15 protein-coding genes and 1 pseudogene are annotated in these 17,790 nt (G+C 61.8%); 4 read left to right on the top strand and 12 right to left on the bottom strand.

Annotated features, from left to right (window positions below):
- From QWB57_RS03225 to QWB57_RS03210, 4 genes and pseudogenes are all read left to right on the top strand, one after another.
- Positions 1-245: pseudogene (locus QWB57_RS03225) on the top strand (SAM-dependent methyltransferase); the annotation flags it as partial.
- A gap of 11 nt (positions 246-256) precedes the next feature.
- Positions 257-811, top strand: a complete 555-nt coding sequence (locus QWB57_RS03220) for a lipocalin family protein (protein WP_288968302.1) — start codon at positions 257-259, stop codon at positions 809-811.
- 85 nt (positions 812-896) lie between these two features.
- Positions 897-1,760 (top strand): SDR family NAD(P)-dependent oxidoreductase, encoded by an 864-nt coding sequence (locus QWB57_RS03215; protein WP_223628079.1) that lies wholly within the window; start codon positions 897-899, stop codon positions 1,758-1,760.
- Positions 1,761-2,013: 253 nt separating this feature from the next.
- A complete protein-coding gene (locus tag QWB57_RS03210) occupies positions 2,014-4,893 on the top strand; it encodes a TonB-dependent receptor (protein ID WP_288968300.1) in 2,880 nt (959 codons plus the stop codon).
- 71 nt (positions 4,894-4,964) lie between these two features.
- On the opposite strand, the gene QWB57_RS03205 is transcribed toward QWB57_RS03210, so the two are convergent.
- The 12 genes from QWB57_RS03205 to QWB57_RS03150 form a co-directional block, all read right to left on the bottom strand.
- Positions 4,965-7,628, bottom strand: a complete 2,664-nt coding sequence (locus QWB57_RS03205) for a M1 family metallopeptidase (RefSeq protein WP_223628075.1) — start codon at positions 7,626-7,628, stop codon at positions 4,965-4,967.
- Positions 7,629-7,718: 90 nt separating this feature from the next.
- The gene (locus tag QWB57_RS03200; protein ID WP_223628073.1) at positions 7,719-8,387 is read right to left on the bottom strand and encodes a hemolysin III family protein; all 669 of its coding nucleotides are present in this window, start codon (positions 8,385-8,387) and stop codon (positions 7,719-7,721) included.
- 117 nt (positions 8,388-8,504) lie between these two features.
- Positions 8,505-9,797, bottom strand: coding sequence for an adenylosuccinate synthase (locus tag QWB57_RS03195; RefSeq protein WP_223628071.1), 1,293 nt, complete (start codon positions 9,795-9,797; stop codon positions 8,505-8,507).
- A 240-nt stretch (positions 9,798-10,037) separates the two neighbouring features.
- A complete protein-coding gene (locus tag QWB57_RS03190; protein WP_223628069.1) occupies positions 10,038-10,223 on the bottom strand; it encodes a DUF2065 family protein in 186 nt (61 codons plus the stop codon).
- Positions 10,223-11,086 carry a protease modulator HflC gene (gene hflC / locus QWB57_RS03185; protein ID WP_223628067.1) on the bottom strand — a complete coding sequence of 288 codons (864 nt, stop codon included), beginning with the start codon at positions 11,084-11,086 and terminating at the stop codon, positions 10,223-10,225. The genes QWB57_RS03190 and hflC overlap by 1 nt, the downstream gene beginning before the upstream one ends.
- On the bottom strand, positions 11,083-12,153 hold the full coding sequence (gene hflK / locus QWB57_RS03180; RefSeq protein ID WP_288968306.1) for an FtsH protease activity modulator HflK: 1,071 nt from the start codon (positions 12,151-12,153) through the stop codon (positions 11,083-11,085). Before hflK ends, hflC begins: the two co-directional genes overlap by 4 nt.
- 41 nt (positions 12,154-12,194) lie before the next feature.
- Positions 12,195-13,511, bottom strand: coding sequence for a ribosome rescue GTPase HflX (gene hflX, locus QWB57_RS03175; protein WP_223628750.1), 1,317 nt, complete (start codon positions 13,509-13,511; stop codon positions 12,195-12,197).
- A 65-nt stretch (positions 13,512-13,576) separates the two neighbouring features.
- On the bottom strand, positions 13,577-13,837 hold the full coding sequence (gene hfq, locus QWB57_RS03170) for an RNA chaperone Hfq (protein ID WP_223628065.1): 261 nt from the start codon (positions 13,835-13,837) through the stop codon (positions 13,577-13,579).
- Between the two features lie 129 nt (positions 13,838-13,966).
- Positions 13,967-14,929 carry a tRNA (adenosine(37)-N6)-dimethylallyltransferase MiaA gene (miaA, locus tag QWB57_RS03165; protein WP_223628063.1) on the bottom strand — a complete coding sequence of 321 codons (963 nt, stop codon included), beginning with the start codon at positions 14,927-14,929 and terminating at the stop codon, positions 13,967-13,969.
- Between the two features lie 12 nt (positions 14,930-14,941).
- A complete protein-coding gene (locus QWB57_RS03160; protein WP_288968299.1) occupies positions 14,942-16,360 on the bottom strand; it encodes an amino acid permease in 1,419 nt (472 codons plus the stop codon).
- Between the two features lie 77 nt (positions 16,361-16,437).
- The gene (gene folP / locus QWB57_RS03155) at positions 16,438-17,331 is read right to left on the bottom strand and encodes a dihydropteroate synthase (protein WP_288968297.1); all 894 of its coding nucleotides are present in this window, start codon (positions 17,329-17,331) and stop codon (positions 16,438-16,440) included.
- A 3-nt stretch (positions 17,332-17,334) separates the two neighbouring features.
- The coding region (locus QWB57_RS03150) for a hypothetical protein (protein WP_288968296.1) at positions 17,335-17,790 on the bottom strand (456 nt) is incomplete at its 5' end.

Below are 17,790 nucleotides of genomic sequence, written 5' to 3'. Positions count from 1 at the left end.
CGCTGGCGATCCGCCAGCAGTGGCTGGTGGACGGCACCCATTACGAGAAGACCGCCAACCAGTGGCTGGAGCACCAGGACGCGCACCGCGCCGAGGTGATGGCGATCCTGCGCGAGGCCTATGGCGACGCCGCCGGCCTGTGGTACCAGCGCTGGCGGATGTTCTGGATGGCCTGCGCCGAGCTGTTCGGCTACGCCGACGGCCAGGAATGGATGGTGTCGCACTATCTGTTCGAACGTCGCTGACGGGACCGGCCATGCACCGGCGCCCGTTGCTCCGTCCCGGATGGCTGCTGGCCCTGCTGCTGGTCGCGGGCGCGGTGGCCGCCAACCTGCCCGCCATCCGCCCCGTCCCGCACGTGGACCTCGCCCGGTTCATGGGCACCTGGTACCTCGTCGGCGGCATTCCCACCGCGTTCGAGCGTGACGCGTGGAACGCGGTGGAAACCTACACGCTGCTCCGGGACGGCAGCATCCGCACCACCCTGACCTTCAACCAGGGGCGTGCCAACGGTCCGCGCAAGCACATCGAGGCGCCGGCGCGGGTGCGCCCGGGGACCAACAACGCGGTCTGGGACGTGCGCGTGTTCGGCCCCGTCAAGGCACAGTACGTGGTGGCCTGGCTGCGCGACGACTACAGCCTGATGGTGGTCGCCCGCGACACGCGTGACTATGCCTGGGTCTTTTCACGTTCCAAGCAGGTTTCCGTCGATGATCTTGAGCATGCGCGACAGCAACTGCGCGGCTGGGGCTACAACGTGGACAAATGGCGGCGCGTGCCACACACCGCCACACTGACTGCCAATGACTGACGCAGCCAACCGATTGCGCAGCGGCGCGCACTCTATGGCAACCCCCGCGATTCACGCACACTAGCGATTCACGCACACTAGGCACATGGGAATGCTCCAGCCAAGCGCGCAGATGGATCCGTCAATTTTGCTGGTGGGCGGCGAGTTGTGCCAACGTGTCGCGGCAACACTGCACGCCAGCGGATGGCAGGTCTGGCATTTGCGGCGCAGGCCCAGTGCTGCACCCGGCGTGCTCGGCATTCAAGCCGACTTGTCCGCACCGCATACGCTACGCGGGGTGCTTCCGCAGGTTAGCCACATCCTGTTTGCGCCCTCACCGGATCAAAGGACTGCGGCTTGCTATCAGGCCACCTACCCTGCCGGCTTGCAGAATTTGCTTGCCGCGCTCCCTTGCCGGCAGGACCTGCAACGCGTGCTGCTGGTAGGCTCCACCGTGGTTTGGCCAGAGGCGGGCATCGAATCCGCAGCGTCCTGGGTCGATGAGCGCACCCCCACGCTGGCGAATGAATTTCGCAGTCACGCCCTGCTGATGGCCGAAGCATGGTTGCAGCAGCATCTGCCACAGCAGGCCGTCACCCTTCGGTTGGGCGGCATTTACGGCCCCGGGCGCACGCGCCTGCTGGACAGCTTGCGGCACCAGCGTTTGCTTGCGCCAGAGGGTCCCGGACATTGGTCCAACCGGATCCATATTGAAGATGCCGCTGCCGCCTGCGTACATCTGCTGCAAATCACGCAACCGCAGCCCTGTTATATCGGCACCGATGGCAACCCTGCAGAGAAAGCGGCATTTTATGATCAGCTTGCCGATCTGCTGCGTGTCCCCCGGCCTGCGCGTACGCCAATGCCCCCCACCGGCAAGCGGCTGTCCAATGCGCGCTTGCTGGAAAGCGGCTGGCGCCCGCGTTGGCCGGATGCCGTAGCCGCGTACCGTGCGTTGCTGCAGGTTTGACCGAGACCGCTTTGTCACTTGGTCAAGCCCAAGCGCACCTGCTTGCGCCCCCCCCAAAGCCCCGTTCTGCGAGGCTTTGGCTGTTTCGGAATGCGCTATTCCAAAAACAAACCTGATCGGAAACACCTATTCCACAGCTCGGCAATACCCGCTAGATTAGGTGACAACCGCATGACGCTCAGGGGAACAAAGAGCGACATCGATTGCAGCGGTCGCAGATGCGGCCGGTCACATACACCACTGGGGAATCGCGATGTCTTCACGCACCACACTCCATATGCGCCGCCTGAGCCTTGCGCTGTTGGCCGCCCTGACCATGCCCGTCATGGCGCAGCAGGCTGACCCCAAAGACAGCAGTACCGATAGCAAGGTCAAAACTTTGGATCGCATGACGGTGACCGGATCGCGTATCCAGCGCACCGACGTTGAAGCGGCGCTGCCGATCACCATCATCCAACGCGCGGAAATTGATGCCCAAGGCATTACCTCTGCGGAACAGCTGTTGCAGCAGTTGAATGTAGCCAGTAACGGACCGGACAGTCTTGCCGCCAACAGTGGCGTTGCTCCTCCCGGCACTCGCGGCAACAATGGTGTGTCCGGTGCCAATCTGCGGGGGCAAGGAGCCGATGCCACCTTGGTACTGTTGAATGGCCGCCGCGTGGCGGCACACGGTCTGGCCGGGCAAGTGGTGGATTTGAACTCGATCCCGTTTGCCGCCATCGAACGCGTGGAAGTACTGCGCGACGGGGCCTCGGCGGTGTATGGCACCGACGCCATCGGCGGCGTAATCAACTTCATCACCCGCAAAAATTATCAGGGCTACTCGATCAGCGCTGGTGCCGATGTCACCCAACAAGGCGGCGGCAATATCTACAACGCCAGCCTACTCGGTGGTTGGGGTGATCTGGACACTGATCACTGGAATGTGTGGGCTGCGGTCAACGTCAAGAAAAACAAAATCCTGCGCGGCAACCAACGCGATTTTGCCAACAGCTTTCAGCCTGAACGTGGCTTGGGTCCGGATACCCGTGGCACACCATTTGCCAACGTTGTCACCGGCACCGGCAGCATGATTGGTGGCGGCCTGAAAGATCCCGCCACCGGTCTGACCAAGACCACCATCAATACCCTGGATCTGCCCGGTGGTGCCGGCTGCATCAATGGCGGCGACATGATGGGCCCGTACGATGACAAAGCCTGGGCCAGCCCCGGTGCCAGCTTCGGCTGCGCATGGGACTACGGCCGTGCACGCACCATCCAGCAACCGGTGGACACGTTGCAAGGCATTGGCCGCGCCACCTTCAAGATCAATGACAACCATGAATTTTTTGCCGAATTCATGGGCTCCAAAGTCACGTCAACGCGTTTCTTCGAAGCCCAGCAAATCAGCTCCAGCATCAATGCCAGTGCCACCCAGCTGGATGCCTATGAGCTGAACGCCAACACCAAAGCCACCTACGACGCGATCTACAACCAGATCCACGCCTATTTCGGCGATCAGACCAATCTGGCCTATGGCAAGCCGATCACCTACCGCTGGCGTTGCTACGCCTGTGGCCCACGCCAACTGGAAACCGAGACCAAGGCGTACCGACTGTTGTTTGGCCTGACCGGCACCCTTGCCAACTGGGACTACGACGTGGGCCTGTCGCGCGCGCAAAGCAGTGCGCAATCGGTGCTGGCCGGTGGTTATTACTACACCCCGCAACTGAAGGTCGCCTTGAAAAGTGGGCTGCTCAACCCGTTTCTGATGCCAGGGCAAGATCAATCGCAAGCCGCCTATGCGGCGTTGGCTGCAGCCGACGCCAGTGGTTTGCTGCTGTATAAAGGTGTCTCCACCACGACCACGCTGGATGCCAGTGCCAGTGGCAGCTTGGGCTTCAAGCTGTGGGGCGAAGAAGACGTGAAAGCCGCAGTCGGCGTGGATATCCGGCGTGAAGAATATGAGTTCAATGGCCCCAGCCAGTGGGCGCAGGGCAATGCCTTCATTTTTGGCGCCCCGGGTGATGCTTCCAATTACATGTCGCCCAAAAAACGGAATGTCAAAGCCGTATTCGCCGAATTCAACCTGCCGGTCACCAACAGTCTGGAACTGAACATCGCCGTGCGTCACGACCAATACGACGGATTTGGCGGCACCACCAACCCGAAATATTCGTTCAAGTGGCACCCCATCGATTGGCTGGTGTTCCGTGGTGCCTACAGCACCGGATTCAAGGTGCCGGACTTTGCGAAATTGTTCCGTGGCATCACCGAAACCCAATACACCGGCCTGGATCTGGCCGATCCTGCCAAATGCCCGAATGGTCGTTACAACCCGGATGTGGCCAACTGCAATGTGCAAATTCGCCCGGACATCGTCACCGGTGGCAACCCCAACCTGAAGCCGGAGGAAGCCAAGCAGCGCAGCTTGGGCTTTGTCATCGCACCGACGGCCAACTTCAATGTCAGCGTGGATTGGTGGCAAATCGAGCGCTTCAACACCATCCGCAGCGGATTCAATCTATCCACGATGACCGCCAACTACCCCATGTATGCGTCCAACTTCATTCGTGACAGCAGTGGCAACATCATCCAGATCGACCAGCGCTACATCAATACCGGCGGCACCTTGACCAGTGGTATCGAGCTGGATGCCAACTTGCGCGGCGAGCTTGCCGGAGGCAATTGGAACATCCATCTGAATGGCAACTACCTGGATACGTTCAAGACCAAGAGTTTCGACAGCCTGCCCTACACCGGCAACCTGGTGGGCGAATACGAGCGCTACTTCAACCTGCCGATCAAGTGGAAGCACACACTTGGATTCGCTTGGCAGAAGGGCAACTGGGCGCACTCGCTAACCCAGGTCTATCGCGGCGGTTACAGGGATTGGGTGCCGCCGGGAATTGCGAACGGCTATACCCCTGCCGAATACAACCCGAAGGTGGACAGCTACACCTTGTACAACTACAGCGTGAGCTGGACCGGTATCGACAAGTTGAAGCTGACCTTTGGCATCCGCAATCTGCTCAATACCGATCCGCCGTTCACCCTGCGCTACCTGGATGATGGCGATGGTGCTGGTTGGGAAGCACGTGTGGCCGACCCTCGTGGCCGTGCATTCAACCTGATGGCGGAATATGCGTTCTAAGCCGTTCCACTCGCGCAAATGACAACAGGCCCCGCAATGCGCGGGGCCTGTTGTGTTTCAAACCAGTGCGATCAAATACCGTGCTGCTTCAACCACGCATCGATCTGCGGCATCCGTTGCGCACGCAGTTTGACGCGGGTCTGGATGCCTGCCATCACCTGCTCGGCATCGCGGCGCGAGGTGGCTGCAATGTAGTTGTCGGCGAAGGCTTTGATCTTGTCGACCATTTTCAAGTCACGCGCTGCGCCGCCCAAGCCAGGGTAGTAGCGGGCACGCGAGGTGCTATCCACCAGTTTGTCCACCTGCTCGCGATGCGCCACCGCGAAATCGAAGGCCAGATCCGGATGCTCCCATGACACCCCCGAGATCATCCCTGCGGAATTGGTAGCGCCCGGCTCGTCGGTCAATGCCATGTCGAGCGCACGCTGCGCCAATGCCTTGTCCTTGCTGCGTGCCAGCAGGCCATAGTATTGATCACGCAACATTGCCGATTTTTCTGTTTTCGCCATCGCGTGCAACTTGTCCCACGTGGCGGCATCGGCATTACGTGCCACCAGGCCAAGCACGGTGCGCCGCAGGTCTGGCGGCAATGCTTGCGGGTCGGTGGCCGCGGCCGCAAAACGACGGCGCGCTTCGGCCAATACCTTGGCATCGCCCAGCCCGCCCAACATGCCAATCAAGCTGGTGCGCAACTGTTTGGTGGAGCTGGATTCACCGGCACGGGTATTCCATCCCAATTGCTCAAATTTGGGCGCAAGTTTGGCCAACGCGAATTTGCGGAACGCAGCTTGCCGCTTGTCGTTGCCTTTGAGCATGTCATCGATCCCTCCCATGCTGCCGGCCACCATCTGCCACAACTCCGGAGCAGCGCTCATTGGCACCTGCATGGCCAGATCCAGGGTATCCGATTCGGGCTGCAAACCCACCGCTGCCAGTGCGCTGGCATCCATCATCACGCCCATTTGATCGACGACCGGCAACTTGCTGAAGCCGGCACTCAGAGTCTTGAATTGCGCCGGCGAATATTGGGTGCGGAAATACCCTTTCTGCCCGGCATTGATCAGCACCGGCGCATTGCACCCCGGCACGCTGACACTGGCCTTGCCGTCCACCAGCACACGCACCTCGCTACCGTCGCCCGCACGCACGGTGACCGGCACGCGCCAACGCAATGGTGTCTTGTTGGGACGATCGACCGTGAACTCGCCTTGCTCCAACGCCAGCTGGGTCTTGCCATCCACGCAAACTTGGCTGGCCTTGATCAGCGGCACGCCGGGCTGCAAAGTGAAGTCGTGCGCCACCTGCACAAATTGCTTGCCCGGCGCGGCTTTCTCCATTTCCTGCCACAGCTCATCGGTCACCGCATTGCCGTAGGCATGCTTGCTGATATAGCTACGCACGCCGCTGCGCCATGCGTCCTCACCCACATAGTCTTCCAGCATCGAAATCACCGCCGAGCCTTTGCCATAGGTGATGCCGTCAAACGCCTGACTGGCTTGCTCGACGGTAGCCACGTGCTGCACCACGGGATGAGTGGTGGCATACGCATCGCCACCCATTGCACCACGGCTGGTAAACGCCGCATCCACGCCGCTGGTATCCCATTCCGGATGCAATTTACGTGTGGTGCGGCCCTCCATCCAAGTGGCAAAGCCTTCGTTCAACCACAAATCATCCCACCATCGCATGGTGACCAAATCGCCAAACCACTGATGCGCGATTTCATGCGCCGCGGTGGTAAAGACAGACTGTTTATCACCAATGCTGGACGTGGCAGGATCCAGCAACAGCGCATATTCGAAGGTAAAAATCGCGCCCCAGTTTTCCATTGCACTGAAGAACTGGCTGCGCCCGGGTGCAGCGATGTTATCCAGCTTCGGCAGCGGATACTTCACCCCAAAGTATTCGTTGTACTCTCGCAACACATCGCGGCTGGCCTCCAGTGCAAAGCGCGCCTGCTCGGCCTTGCCTTTCTGCGCGATGACGCCCACTTCCACACCATCATCGGTGTTCAATGTTGCGCGGTCGAAATCACCCACCCCTAGAAACAGCAGGTAGGTGGACATTTTCGGCGAGGTGGCAAACGTGGTGCGGGTCAGCCCATTGCCCAGGTCTTTGACATCTTTGGCGGGCATATTGCCTACCACCATCTGGCCGGTGGGCGCGTTGACGGTCAAATCGAAGGTGGCCTTGAAGTTGGGTTCATCCCAGGACGGAATGAAGCGACGCGCATCGGAGTTTTCGAACTGGGTGTACAGCGCGCGCTGCTTGCCGTTGGCAGTGGGGTAATCCAGCGCAAAGAAGCCGTTGGCCTGGGTGCCAATCTTGCCGGTGTAATCGGTGGAGAGGACATAGTTGCCGGGTGCCAAAGGTTTATCGAACGCAAACGTAGCGGTCTGCGCCTGCGCGTCCACACTCACTTTGGCCAGCATGGGCTTGCCCTTCGCATTGATCACGATGCTGTTGGCAAACGTCATGTCGATGGCCTGCAACACCACTGCATTGGTGGCTTCCAGTACCTCGATGTCGATCCTCGCCTTGCCATCGAAAGTCATCGCTTCGGCATGCGGAGTCACTTCGATGGTGTAGTGCGACGGCCGCACATTGCGGGGAAGCTGCGTGGTGACCGCATCCATCGACGCAGAAACAGGTTGAGCTGCGGCAGACTGTGCAGCGGCGGCAAAACTGCCGGTGGACAGGGCCAGGGCAATGGCGGAAGCCAAGATACAACGCATGGGAAAACCTCAGGGAGGAACGGCGAAGATGCCGATCATCCCGCCTATGCCGCCCCGCGCACACCGCCGGAAGTCATAGAACCCTGTGGGCTACAGCAAATGCTGCATGACCGAAATGTAATGACAAGTGCTGCCGGCGATCACAAACCCGTGCCAAATGGCATGCGAATAACGCAGTTGTGGGCGCATGTAGAAAAACGTACCCGCCGTGTATGCCACGCCACCGGCCAGCAGCCACAGTAGGGATGCGGTGCCGAGTGCGTGCAGCATGGGTTTGATCGCCAACACAATCAGCCAGCCCATGCCGATGTAAATACCGGTGGACAGCCGCTTGAAGCGGCCGGTAAAAAACAATTTGAACACCACGCCGGCCAGTGCCAATGTCCAGATGGTGCCAAACAGCCACCAGCCGGTAGGTCCACGCAAACCCACCAAGGTGAATGGGGTATAGGTGCCGGCGATCAGCAGATAAATCGCACAGTGGTCAAACACCTTCAAGCGGCCTTTGAGCACCGGGTGTGAAATTGCGTGGTACAGGGTGGAAGCGGTGTACAGCAGCAGCAGCGCGACTCCGAACACGATGGCCCCGGCCAATTGCCAGCCATCGCCAAAAATTGCGGTCAGGGTGACCAGCACCGCACCGCCGGCCAGTGCCGCCGCCGCGCCCACGCCGTGGGTCCACGCATTGGCCAGTTCTTCGCGGGCTTGCTGAATGCCAGGGAGCGGCAGCGATGCCGATGGAGCAGTAAGTGTGCGCATCTGCCCAGCATACCATTGGGTATGGGCATGGCCTGCGCGTGAACATCTGCAAGCAACATTGCAAAACAATGCGCCCGGCACCAGGCCGGGCGAAATGCGTGGCGGTATCAAGCGCGATCAGGCGAACGGGTCGTGCAGCACCATGGTGTGGTCGCGGTCGGGGCCGGTGGACACGATGCTGATCGGGCAACCGGCCAGCTCTTCCAGCGCACGCAAGTAGGCGCGGGCGGCCGCGGGCAGCTTGTCCCACTCTGTCACACCGTGGGTGTTCTCGTTCCAGCCCGGGAACTCCAGATACACTGGCGTGCATTCTTCCCAACCTTGCGCGTCCAGCGGTGCGTATTCGCTGCGCTTGCCGTGGTATTCGTAAGCGATGCAGATCTTCAGCTTCTCCATGCCGTCCAGCACATCGAGCTTGGTGATGCACAGGCCGCTGATGCCGTTGATCGCCACCGCACGCTTGAGCGCCACGATGTCCATCCAGCCACAGCGACGCGGGCGGCCGGTGGACGCACCATACTCGGCACCACGGTCGCGGATGCCTTGACCGATGGCATCATCCAACTCGGTCGGGAACGGGCCGCCACCCACACGGGTGGCATACGCCTTGGCAATGCCCAGCACGTAATCGATGGCATCGGCGCCCACGCCAGCCCCGGCCAGCGCACCACCGGTGGTGGTGTTGGACGATGTGACATACGGATAGGTGCCGTGGTCGATGTCGAGCAGCGCACCTTGCGCACCTTCAAACAACACGCGCTTGCCCTGCTTGCGCAGCTCGTGGCAGATGCCGGCCACGTCGGATTTCATCGGCTCGACGTATTCGCCAAACGCCACCGCTTCATCGAAGGTCTGCTGGAAATCCACCGCCTCGACGCCCAGATATTGGGTCAGTACGAAGTTGTGGTAATCCAGCGCCGCACGCAGCTTTTCGGCCAGCGCGTCGGGATAGTGCAGATCGGCAATGCGGATACCGCGACGCGCCACCTTGTCTTCATACGCCGGGCCAATCCCGCGCCCGGTGGTGCCAATCGCCTTGCCACCGGCAGCCTTTTCGCGGGCCTGATCCAATGCGATGTGGTACGGCATGATCAGCGGCGCGGCGGGCGAAATCTTCAGCCGTGGGCGCACTTCCACGCCAGCGGCTTCCAATTCCTCGATTTCCTTGCGCAGTGCGGCCGGCGAGATCACCACCCCGTTGCCGATCAGGCACAGCGCATCGTCGCGCAGGATGCCGGACGGAATCAGGTGCAACACCGTCTTCTTGCCGTTGATGACCAGCGTATGGCCGGCATTGTGCCCGCCCTGAAAGCGCACCACCGCGCCGATATTCTCGGTGAGCAAGTCCACAATCTTGCCCTTGCCCTCATCGCCCCACTGCGCGCCCAACACCACCACTGACTGGCCCATACGCCACACTCCTGAAATTTTCTGGCGGCCATCGGGGCCGCTGGACGGGTGTACTCACTCCGGCAACGCCATCCGCATACCGCCATCGGGGCGGCCTGCAACGCTGCAACAGCAATCACGGAAAAAGCCGAGGCGAGCCCCGGCTTTTGTGCATTCTACCGGGTTCCACCTGCCCCCGCTTGCCCTGCCCGCAAGCGCGCCTTCGGCACCCTCGCCCACTGCGCTGATGCAGGCACGGGATTAGCCCCGCACCACCCACAGCGATACCAGCCCCAGCATCAGCACCACTGCGCCGATGCGGCGCACTTGCTCATCGCTCATTTGCAGCATGTGTTCCACCGTCCGCTTCCATGCGGCGGGGGCGGCAAACAGCAGCAGGCCTTCGAGGATGGCCACCAGGCACAGCGCCGCCCATAACTCGGCCATCAACGATCGCTGCGCATGTACTGCAGGAACGGGTCATTGCGCTCCAGCACGATCACGCTGTCGCCACCGGAAAATGCTTTGCGGTAGGCCTCCAGGCTGCGCTGGAAAGCGTAGAAACCCGGGTCTCGATTGGCGGCTTCGGCATAAATGCGGGCGGCTTCGGCGTCGCCTTCACCACGCAGTTTTTGCGCGTCGCGTTCGGCTTCGGCAATGATCACTTGCTGGTCACGGTCGGCACCGGCGCGGATTTCGTTGGCCTGCTCTTCACCTTCGGCGCGCAAACGGCTGGCCACTTGTTGGCGCTGCGCGCGCATCCGGTTGTACACGTCGTCGATCACTCGGCTATCGGTCGGCAAGTCGAGCTGTTTGATGCGCAGGTCCAGAATGCGAATGCCCAATGTGGCGGCACCGCGATTGATCACGCCCAACTGGCTTTTGACGATGGTGGTGCGGTCGCCCGACACCGCCTGCTGCAAAGTACGCGCATTGATTTCATTGCGCAGTGCATCCTTGATGATGGGTGCCAAACGCGCCACGGCAGCCGACTCATCACCGCCGGTGGCGCGATAGAACGCACGCGCATCTTCAATTTGGCCGATGGCGAAGAAATCCACGCTGACGTCCTTGCGCTCGGAGGTCAGGTAGCGCTCGGGCTCGGCCGGCAACACCTGCAAGCGACGATCAAACACGCGGGCGCTTTCCATCAGCGGCCATTTGAAGTGCAAGCCGGGTTGCAGGTTGACCCGCGCCACGCGCCCCAGGTTCAACACGATTGCGGTTTGCCCTTCGCTGACCACGAACATCGAACCCATCAGCAACACCAAGGCCGCGACCACTGCCGCCATCCATGCCGGAAATTTCATCGCACCACCTCCTCACGACCCGCCGGACGGCCACTACGGGCCGGGCGCGCCGAGTTTTGTTCGGTTGCTTGTTCGGTTGCCTGCACGGCGGGCGACACCAGATCTGGCAGCAGAGCCTGCGTTGGCGTCACGGCTTTGGCCGCATCGGTCATCGGCACATAGATCAATTGCCGGCCATCACCGCCCACCACCTTGCGGTTCTTCGCCAACACGTCTTGCACGGTTTCCAGCCACAGTCGCTTGCGGGTGACGTCCGGCGCGCCTTTGTATTGCGCCACCAACAGACTGAAGCGCTCGGCATCGCCGGTGGCGCGGGCGATCTCGGCGGTCTTGTAGCCTTCCGACACGGTGCGCACGCGGGCCGCCTGACCACGCGCTTCGGGCACGATCTTGGCGGCATAGGCGCGCGCTTCGGAAATCAAACGTTGTTGGTCTTGCTGCGCGCTGTTGACGTCATCGAAGGCCGGCTTGACCTGCTGCGGCGGGCGCGCATCGGGCAGGTTGAGCTCGGTCACTTGCAGGCCCGTGCGGTAAGCCTCCAGCGATTTTTGCAGGCGCTCGCGGGCAGACACGGCCAGTTGCTCACGCGCACCCAGCACGGTGTCCAAATCGGAACGCCCCACTTGTTCACGCACAGTGCTGAGCGCCGCCTGCTTGAGCACTTCATCGCCATTGCGTGTGCCGAACAGATACAGCTTGGGATCGGCCACTTTGTATTGCACGTTGATCGACACATCCACGATGTTTTCATCGCGGGTCAATACCGGCACGCTGGCCTCGTAATTCTTGATTTGCGTGGCGTTGACCTTGGTGACGGTTTCAACTGGCCACGGCAATTTGAAGTTGGGGCCGGGCTGCATCACCCGATCGAACTGGCCAAACCGGAGCACCACGCCGCGCTGCTGTTCGGCGATCAGGACAAAGCAGTTGAACGCAAGCCATAACGCGAACACCAAGCCCACCCAACGCAGCGGACTACCGCCACCCAAGCTGGGCAGGGAATTCAGGATGCGACCTATTCCACTACCCCCGTTGCCGGTACTGCCACCAGGCCTGTTCCAGGCCATCCAGAGTGCTTTGAGCCCACGCGGGCTGCTGTCTTTTATGGTCATGCCGGGGATTCTACGGGATGCGCCGGCTCTGCTGCCGGCAAAAGGGGGCGCAGCGGTGCGCCATCGGATTGTGCGGCAAGGCGCGTGGCGTCAATCAGCGGCAAATCCACTTGCAATTGCCAACCGTCGCCGTCGTGGGTTTCGCTGCGAATTGCGTCCAAGGCATGCAAGCGTGCACGCAGCCGGCCAGCGTCGGTGGGCAGGATGATTTCACCGGCTACCCTGCGCAGACCCAGCCGCTCACCCAGTGCTTCGCGCAGCAGCTCCAGGCCAGCGCCATCGCGTGCGGACAACCACACCGCTTGCTGGTCTTCACCACGGCTGTCAATGCGTGCCAGTGCCCCTTCGATGCGGTCAATCTTGTTGAACACCAACAACTGCGGGATGTCGCCAGCACCAATCTCCTGCAACACCGCATCCACCTGCGCCATGCGTTCATCACGCAGTGGGTCATCGGCGTCGATCACGTGCAGCAGCAAATCGGCCTCCCGGGCTTCGCTCAAGGTGGAGCGAAATGCAGCCACCAGCTCGTGCGGCAAATCGCGCACAAAACCCACGGTATCGGCCAGCACCACGCCACCACCGGCCAATTCAATCCTGCGCACGGTGGGGTCCAACGTGGCAAAGAGTTGATCTGCCGCGTATGCATCGGCCCCGGTCAAGGCATTGAATAGGGTGGACTTGCCGGCATTGGTATAGCCCACCAAGGCCACCCGTGGCAGCTCGCTGCGCACCCGTGCGCGGCGCATCTGGGTGTGCTGCACCTCCACTTTTTCCAAGCGCTTTTGCAGCATCTCCACGCGTTTTTGCAGCAGGCGACGGTCGGTTTCCAGCTGGGTTTCGCCGGGGCCACGCAGGCCAATGGCGCCACCGCGCTGGCGCTCTAGGTGGGTCCAGCCACGCACCAACCGGGTCGCCATGTGCCGCAACTGGGCAAGCTCCACTTGCAACTTGCCTTCATGGCTGCGTGCGCGCTGGGCAAAAATATCCAGAATCAGCCCGGTACGGTCCACCACCCGGCGCTCCAGCGCTTTTTCCAGATTGCGCTCCTGGATCGGCGAAAGGGCGTGATTGATCAGCACCAGATCCGCGCCTACGGCATCGCAAGCCGCTTTGACTTCTTCCAGCTTGCCGCTGCCGATCAGGATGGACGGATTGGGTTTGTCGATGCGCGCCGGCAACACTGCCAGCACACGGGCACCGGCCGAGCGCGCCAGTTCGGAAAACTCTTCCAGCACGCCATCGGCCGGCGGACCGCCGGCATGGGGTTGGATCAGTAGCGCGTTTTCACCACCGCGCGAACGTTCGAACAATTGAGAGGACATTGGCTGACAGATGCGGGCAGTGGCGCGCATTTACAAGCCCGGCCTGCACCCCATCATTCGGCCGATTCAGGCTCGACCTCGGCCCCATCTTGCCCCGCCACGCTCAAACGCACATTGCGCGCCGGCACCACGGTGGAAATGGCGTGCTTGTACACCATCTGGCTGACGGTATTGCGCAGCAGCACCACAAATTGGTCGAACGATTCGACCGTCCCCTGCAATTTGATGCCGTTGACCAAATAGATGGACACCGGCACGCGCTCGCGGCGCAGGGCGTTCAGGAATGGATCCTGCAAGGATTGCGACTTCGACATGGATTCCCCGTGGCTGTCGTGATGTTGTTGTTGTTTGCATGCGCCGATGCCAATGGCATATCCCCGGCCCCGCGCCCGTCCGGCAGCGGCGGGCACAGTCGATGTTAACGCAGCGCCACGCTGCGTGCATCAGCGTAGGGGTATCCCGAGAAAATCAATGACAGCCGCATCCAAGCCGGCACGCTGGGTGATGGGATCAAACCAACGCGCATCCAGCTCGCCGCGCAGCCAGGTGTATTGCCGTTTGGCCAGTTGCCGGGTGGCGGCAATGGCGCGTTCACGAAATTGCTGGCTGCTTGCCTGGCTATCCAAAAACTCCCACGCCTGCCGATAGCCCACTGCGCGTAGTGCCGGCAGGTCAAGGGGGTGTGGATGCGCAGCCAACTCCGGCAGCGCACGCAGGGCGCGCACTTCATCGAGAAAGCCCGCATCAAGCATGGCATCAAAGCGCGCCTCGATGCGTTGATGCAAGATGGCGCGCTCCGGCGGCGCCAGCACCAACTTCAGCACCTTCAACGGCAAGCGTGCACCGCGCACATTGCGCTGCCAATCACTGATGGTGCGGCCACTGAGGCGATACACCTCCAGTGCACGTTGGATGCGCTGGGCATCGGTAGCGTGGATGCGTGCGCCGGCGTCAGGGTCGATGCCGGCAAGCTCGGCGTGCAGCGCCGCCCATCCATGCGCCTGCGCTTCCGCCGAAATCCCCGCGCGCGTCGCTTCATCGGCCTGCGGCATCCCCGACAGGCCTTCCAGCAACGCGCGGAAATACAAGCCAGTGCCACCCGCCAGAATCGGCAGCTTGCCGCGCGCCACGATGGCAGCGATAGCCGCGCGTGCGTCCTGTGCAAACTCCGCCGCCGAATACGGTTGCCAAGGCGAGCGAATATCGATCAGATGGTGCGGTGCCTGCGCCAGCTCTGCGTGTGTCGGCTTGGCTGCACCGATGTCCAGGCCACGATAGACCAGCGCCGAATCCACGCTGATGATTTCGCCATCCATGCGCTGCGCCAAATCCAGCGCATACGCGGTTTTGCCCGACGCGGTGGGCCCCATCAACGCGATCGCACGCGGGCGCGGATCTGCTCCCATCTATCGTTCCACTCAGGCGTTGACGCCTTTGGCCAACACACTGTTGCGACGCGCATAGGCCAGATACACCAGCAGGCCAAATGCATTCCACACCACGCACCACAACTGGGTTTTGGTCGGCAGGCTGGAGAATAGATAGGCACAGCCAAGAATGGCAACCGGCCCGATGACCCACGCCAGCGGCGCACGGAACACACGCGGGCGGTGCGGGTCGCGCTTGCGCAGCACCAACATGCACACCGACACCGCGACAAATGCCACCAAGGTGCCGGCATTGGCCAATGCGGCGATTTCATCCAGCCGTGCCACCCCAGCCAACGCCGAGGTCACCAGTGCGGTGAATACGGTAATGGCCACCGGCGTGCCGCGCTTGCCCACCTTCGACAAGCTGCGCGGCAACAGGCCATCGCGCGCCATCACGAAGAAGATGCGGCTCTGGCCATAGAAAAACGCCAGCAGCACGGTGGGCAGGGCGATCACCGCCGCTGCCGCCACAACCTTGGCCGCCGCGCCATGCCCCAATTCGCGCATGATCAACGCCAGTGGCTCGGGGCTTTGGCCAAAGGTCGTGTAGTGCATCGCGCCCACCGCAGCCAGCGCCACCAGCATGTAGATCAAGGTGCAGCCCACCATCGAACCCACGATCCCGATGGATAGATTGCGCCCCGGATTCTTGGTTTCTTCGGCGGCGGTGGAGATGGCATCGAAGCCATAGAACGCGAAAAAGATAATGGCTGCGGCCGCCATCACGCCATACTTCTTGCCATCGGCCCCCCAACTTTCGGTAAAGCCGTGCGGCATGAACGGGTGCAGGTTGCTGGCATCAAATGCCGGCAGTGCAATCGCCACGAATATCGCCAGCGCGATCAGCTTGGCCACCACCAACACCGCATTGAGCGTCGCGCTTTCGCGGGTGCCGGCCATCAACAAACCAGCCACCACCCACGTAATCAGGATCGCCGGCAGATTGATCAAACCGCCCGAATGTGACCCCACACTGATCGCCAGCGGCACGTCGATCCCGGCCCCCTTGAGGAAGCCCACCGCATAGCCAGACCATCCCACCGCCACGGTGCTGACCACTAACGTGTATTCCAATATCAGGCTCCAGCCCACCACCCACGCAATGGCTTCCCCCAGCACGGCATAGCTGTAGGTATAGGCGCTGCCGGCGGCCGGCATCAGGGTGGCCATTTCGGCATAGGCCAAGGCCGCGCAGGCGCAGACCACACCTGCGACCAAAAATGAAATCAACACCCCCGGCCCGGCCAGATTGGCGGCCACGCCAATCAATGTGTAGATGCCAGTGCCCACGATGGCGCCAATCCCCAGTGCCACCAGATGCGGCCAACTCAGGGTAGGCACCAGCCGCCGGCCTTCTTCGTGCACGGTGACTTGGTCGATATCCTTACGCCGCAGCCAAGTCTGCATGGAAGTCTCGCCTCGATGGATGGAAAGCGCGCAGTGTGGAGGATTGCGTGCGCCAATGCGACTACCGCTTGGCAAGGTCAGACATCGTCCGGCCAAATGATGGATGGATGGCCCGCATCCTTGCGCGGTGCGGGTACGCTGGCCACGGCCTGCCAGACCTTCATCGCATCCACGGTGGCAGCCACATCGTGCACACGCAGCAGCATGGCGCCATGTTGTGCTGCGATCAGATGCGCGGCCACCGAGCCGGCCACCCGTGTTTGGGGCAGCTCGCGGCCGGTCAATTCACCAATGCTGCGCTTGCGCGAGAGCCCCGCCAGCACCGGCACGCCCAATTCGGTGAAGCGGCGCAATTGCGCCAGCAGCTGCATGTTGTGCTGCGTGGTCTTGCCGAACCCGAAGCCCGGATCGACCACGATGCGTTTTCTGTCGATACCCGCCATCTCGGCGGAGAAAATGCGCTCGGCCAGGAAACGATGCACCTGCCCCACCACATCGTCGTAGTACGGCGCGTCCTGCATCGAGCGCGGCTCGCCCAGCATGTGCATCAACACCACCGGCACGCCCAGCTCAGCGGCAGCATCCAGCGCCCCTTCGCGACGCAACCCATACACATCGTTGATCATCCCGGCTCCCGCAGCAACCGCGGCGCGCATGACCTCGGGTTTCGAGGTATCGATGCTGATCGGAAGCGTCGTTTCTTTCGCCAACCGTTCGATGACCGGAATCACGCGGTGAAGCTCTTCTTCAAGCGACACATCGCTGGCGCCCGGGCGCGTGGATTCGCCGCCGATGTCGAGGATATCCGCACCTTCCTCCGCCAACCGCAGCCCGTGCGCCACCGCTGCATCGGCATGCGCGTCGCCACCGGAAAACGAATCCGGGGTGACATTCACGATGCCCATGACCCGGGGACGATCGAGCTTGAGGAGGCGGCCGGCGCAGTCGAGTTGCGGGGAGGTATCGAACATGGATCAGATTCCAACGGCTTCACTGGTGGTGGGCATCGGCAGGCCAACCGTCTTGCAGAAGTCCGCCATCCTGGGGTCTTGCTTGTAGCGCATGAGCAGCGGATCGATCAGCAGATTGCCGATGCCGGGGTCGTGAACTTCGTGCGCCTTGTCCAGCCACCGGAACACGGCCTTGTCGTCGCGACGCAATGCCTGCACTTGCGCCACCTGGAACGGCGCAACGTCTCCATAGTCCTTGATCAACAACGCCAGCGCCGCATCCGCAGCCTGCCGATCCTTGCCGATCTGCAGCGCCATCGCGCGCGCAATGTCATGCCACACACCTTCGGGCTCGTTGTTGGCGGCATCAAGCGCCGCCTTCGCATCGCCGCGCTGGATTTCGATGATGGCAAGTTGGGCCCACGTTGAACTGCCCTGCGGGCGCAGCGCGATGGACTTCCGGATCGCCGCCTCGGCGTC

Origin of the sequence: uncultured Thermomonas sp., from assembly GCF_937872235.1 — a bacterium.
Classification (GTDB): domain Bacteria; phylum Pseudomonadota; class Gammaproteobacteria; order Xanthomonadales; family Xanthomonadaceae; genus Thermomonas; species Thermomonas beijingensis.
Note: the sequence above shows the minus strand (reverse complement) of the source record. Positions and strands in the feature narration are given on the sequence as shown.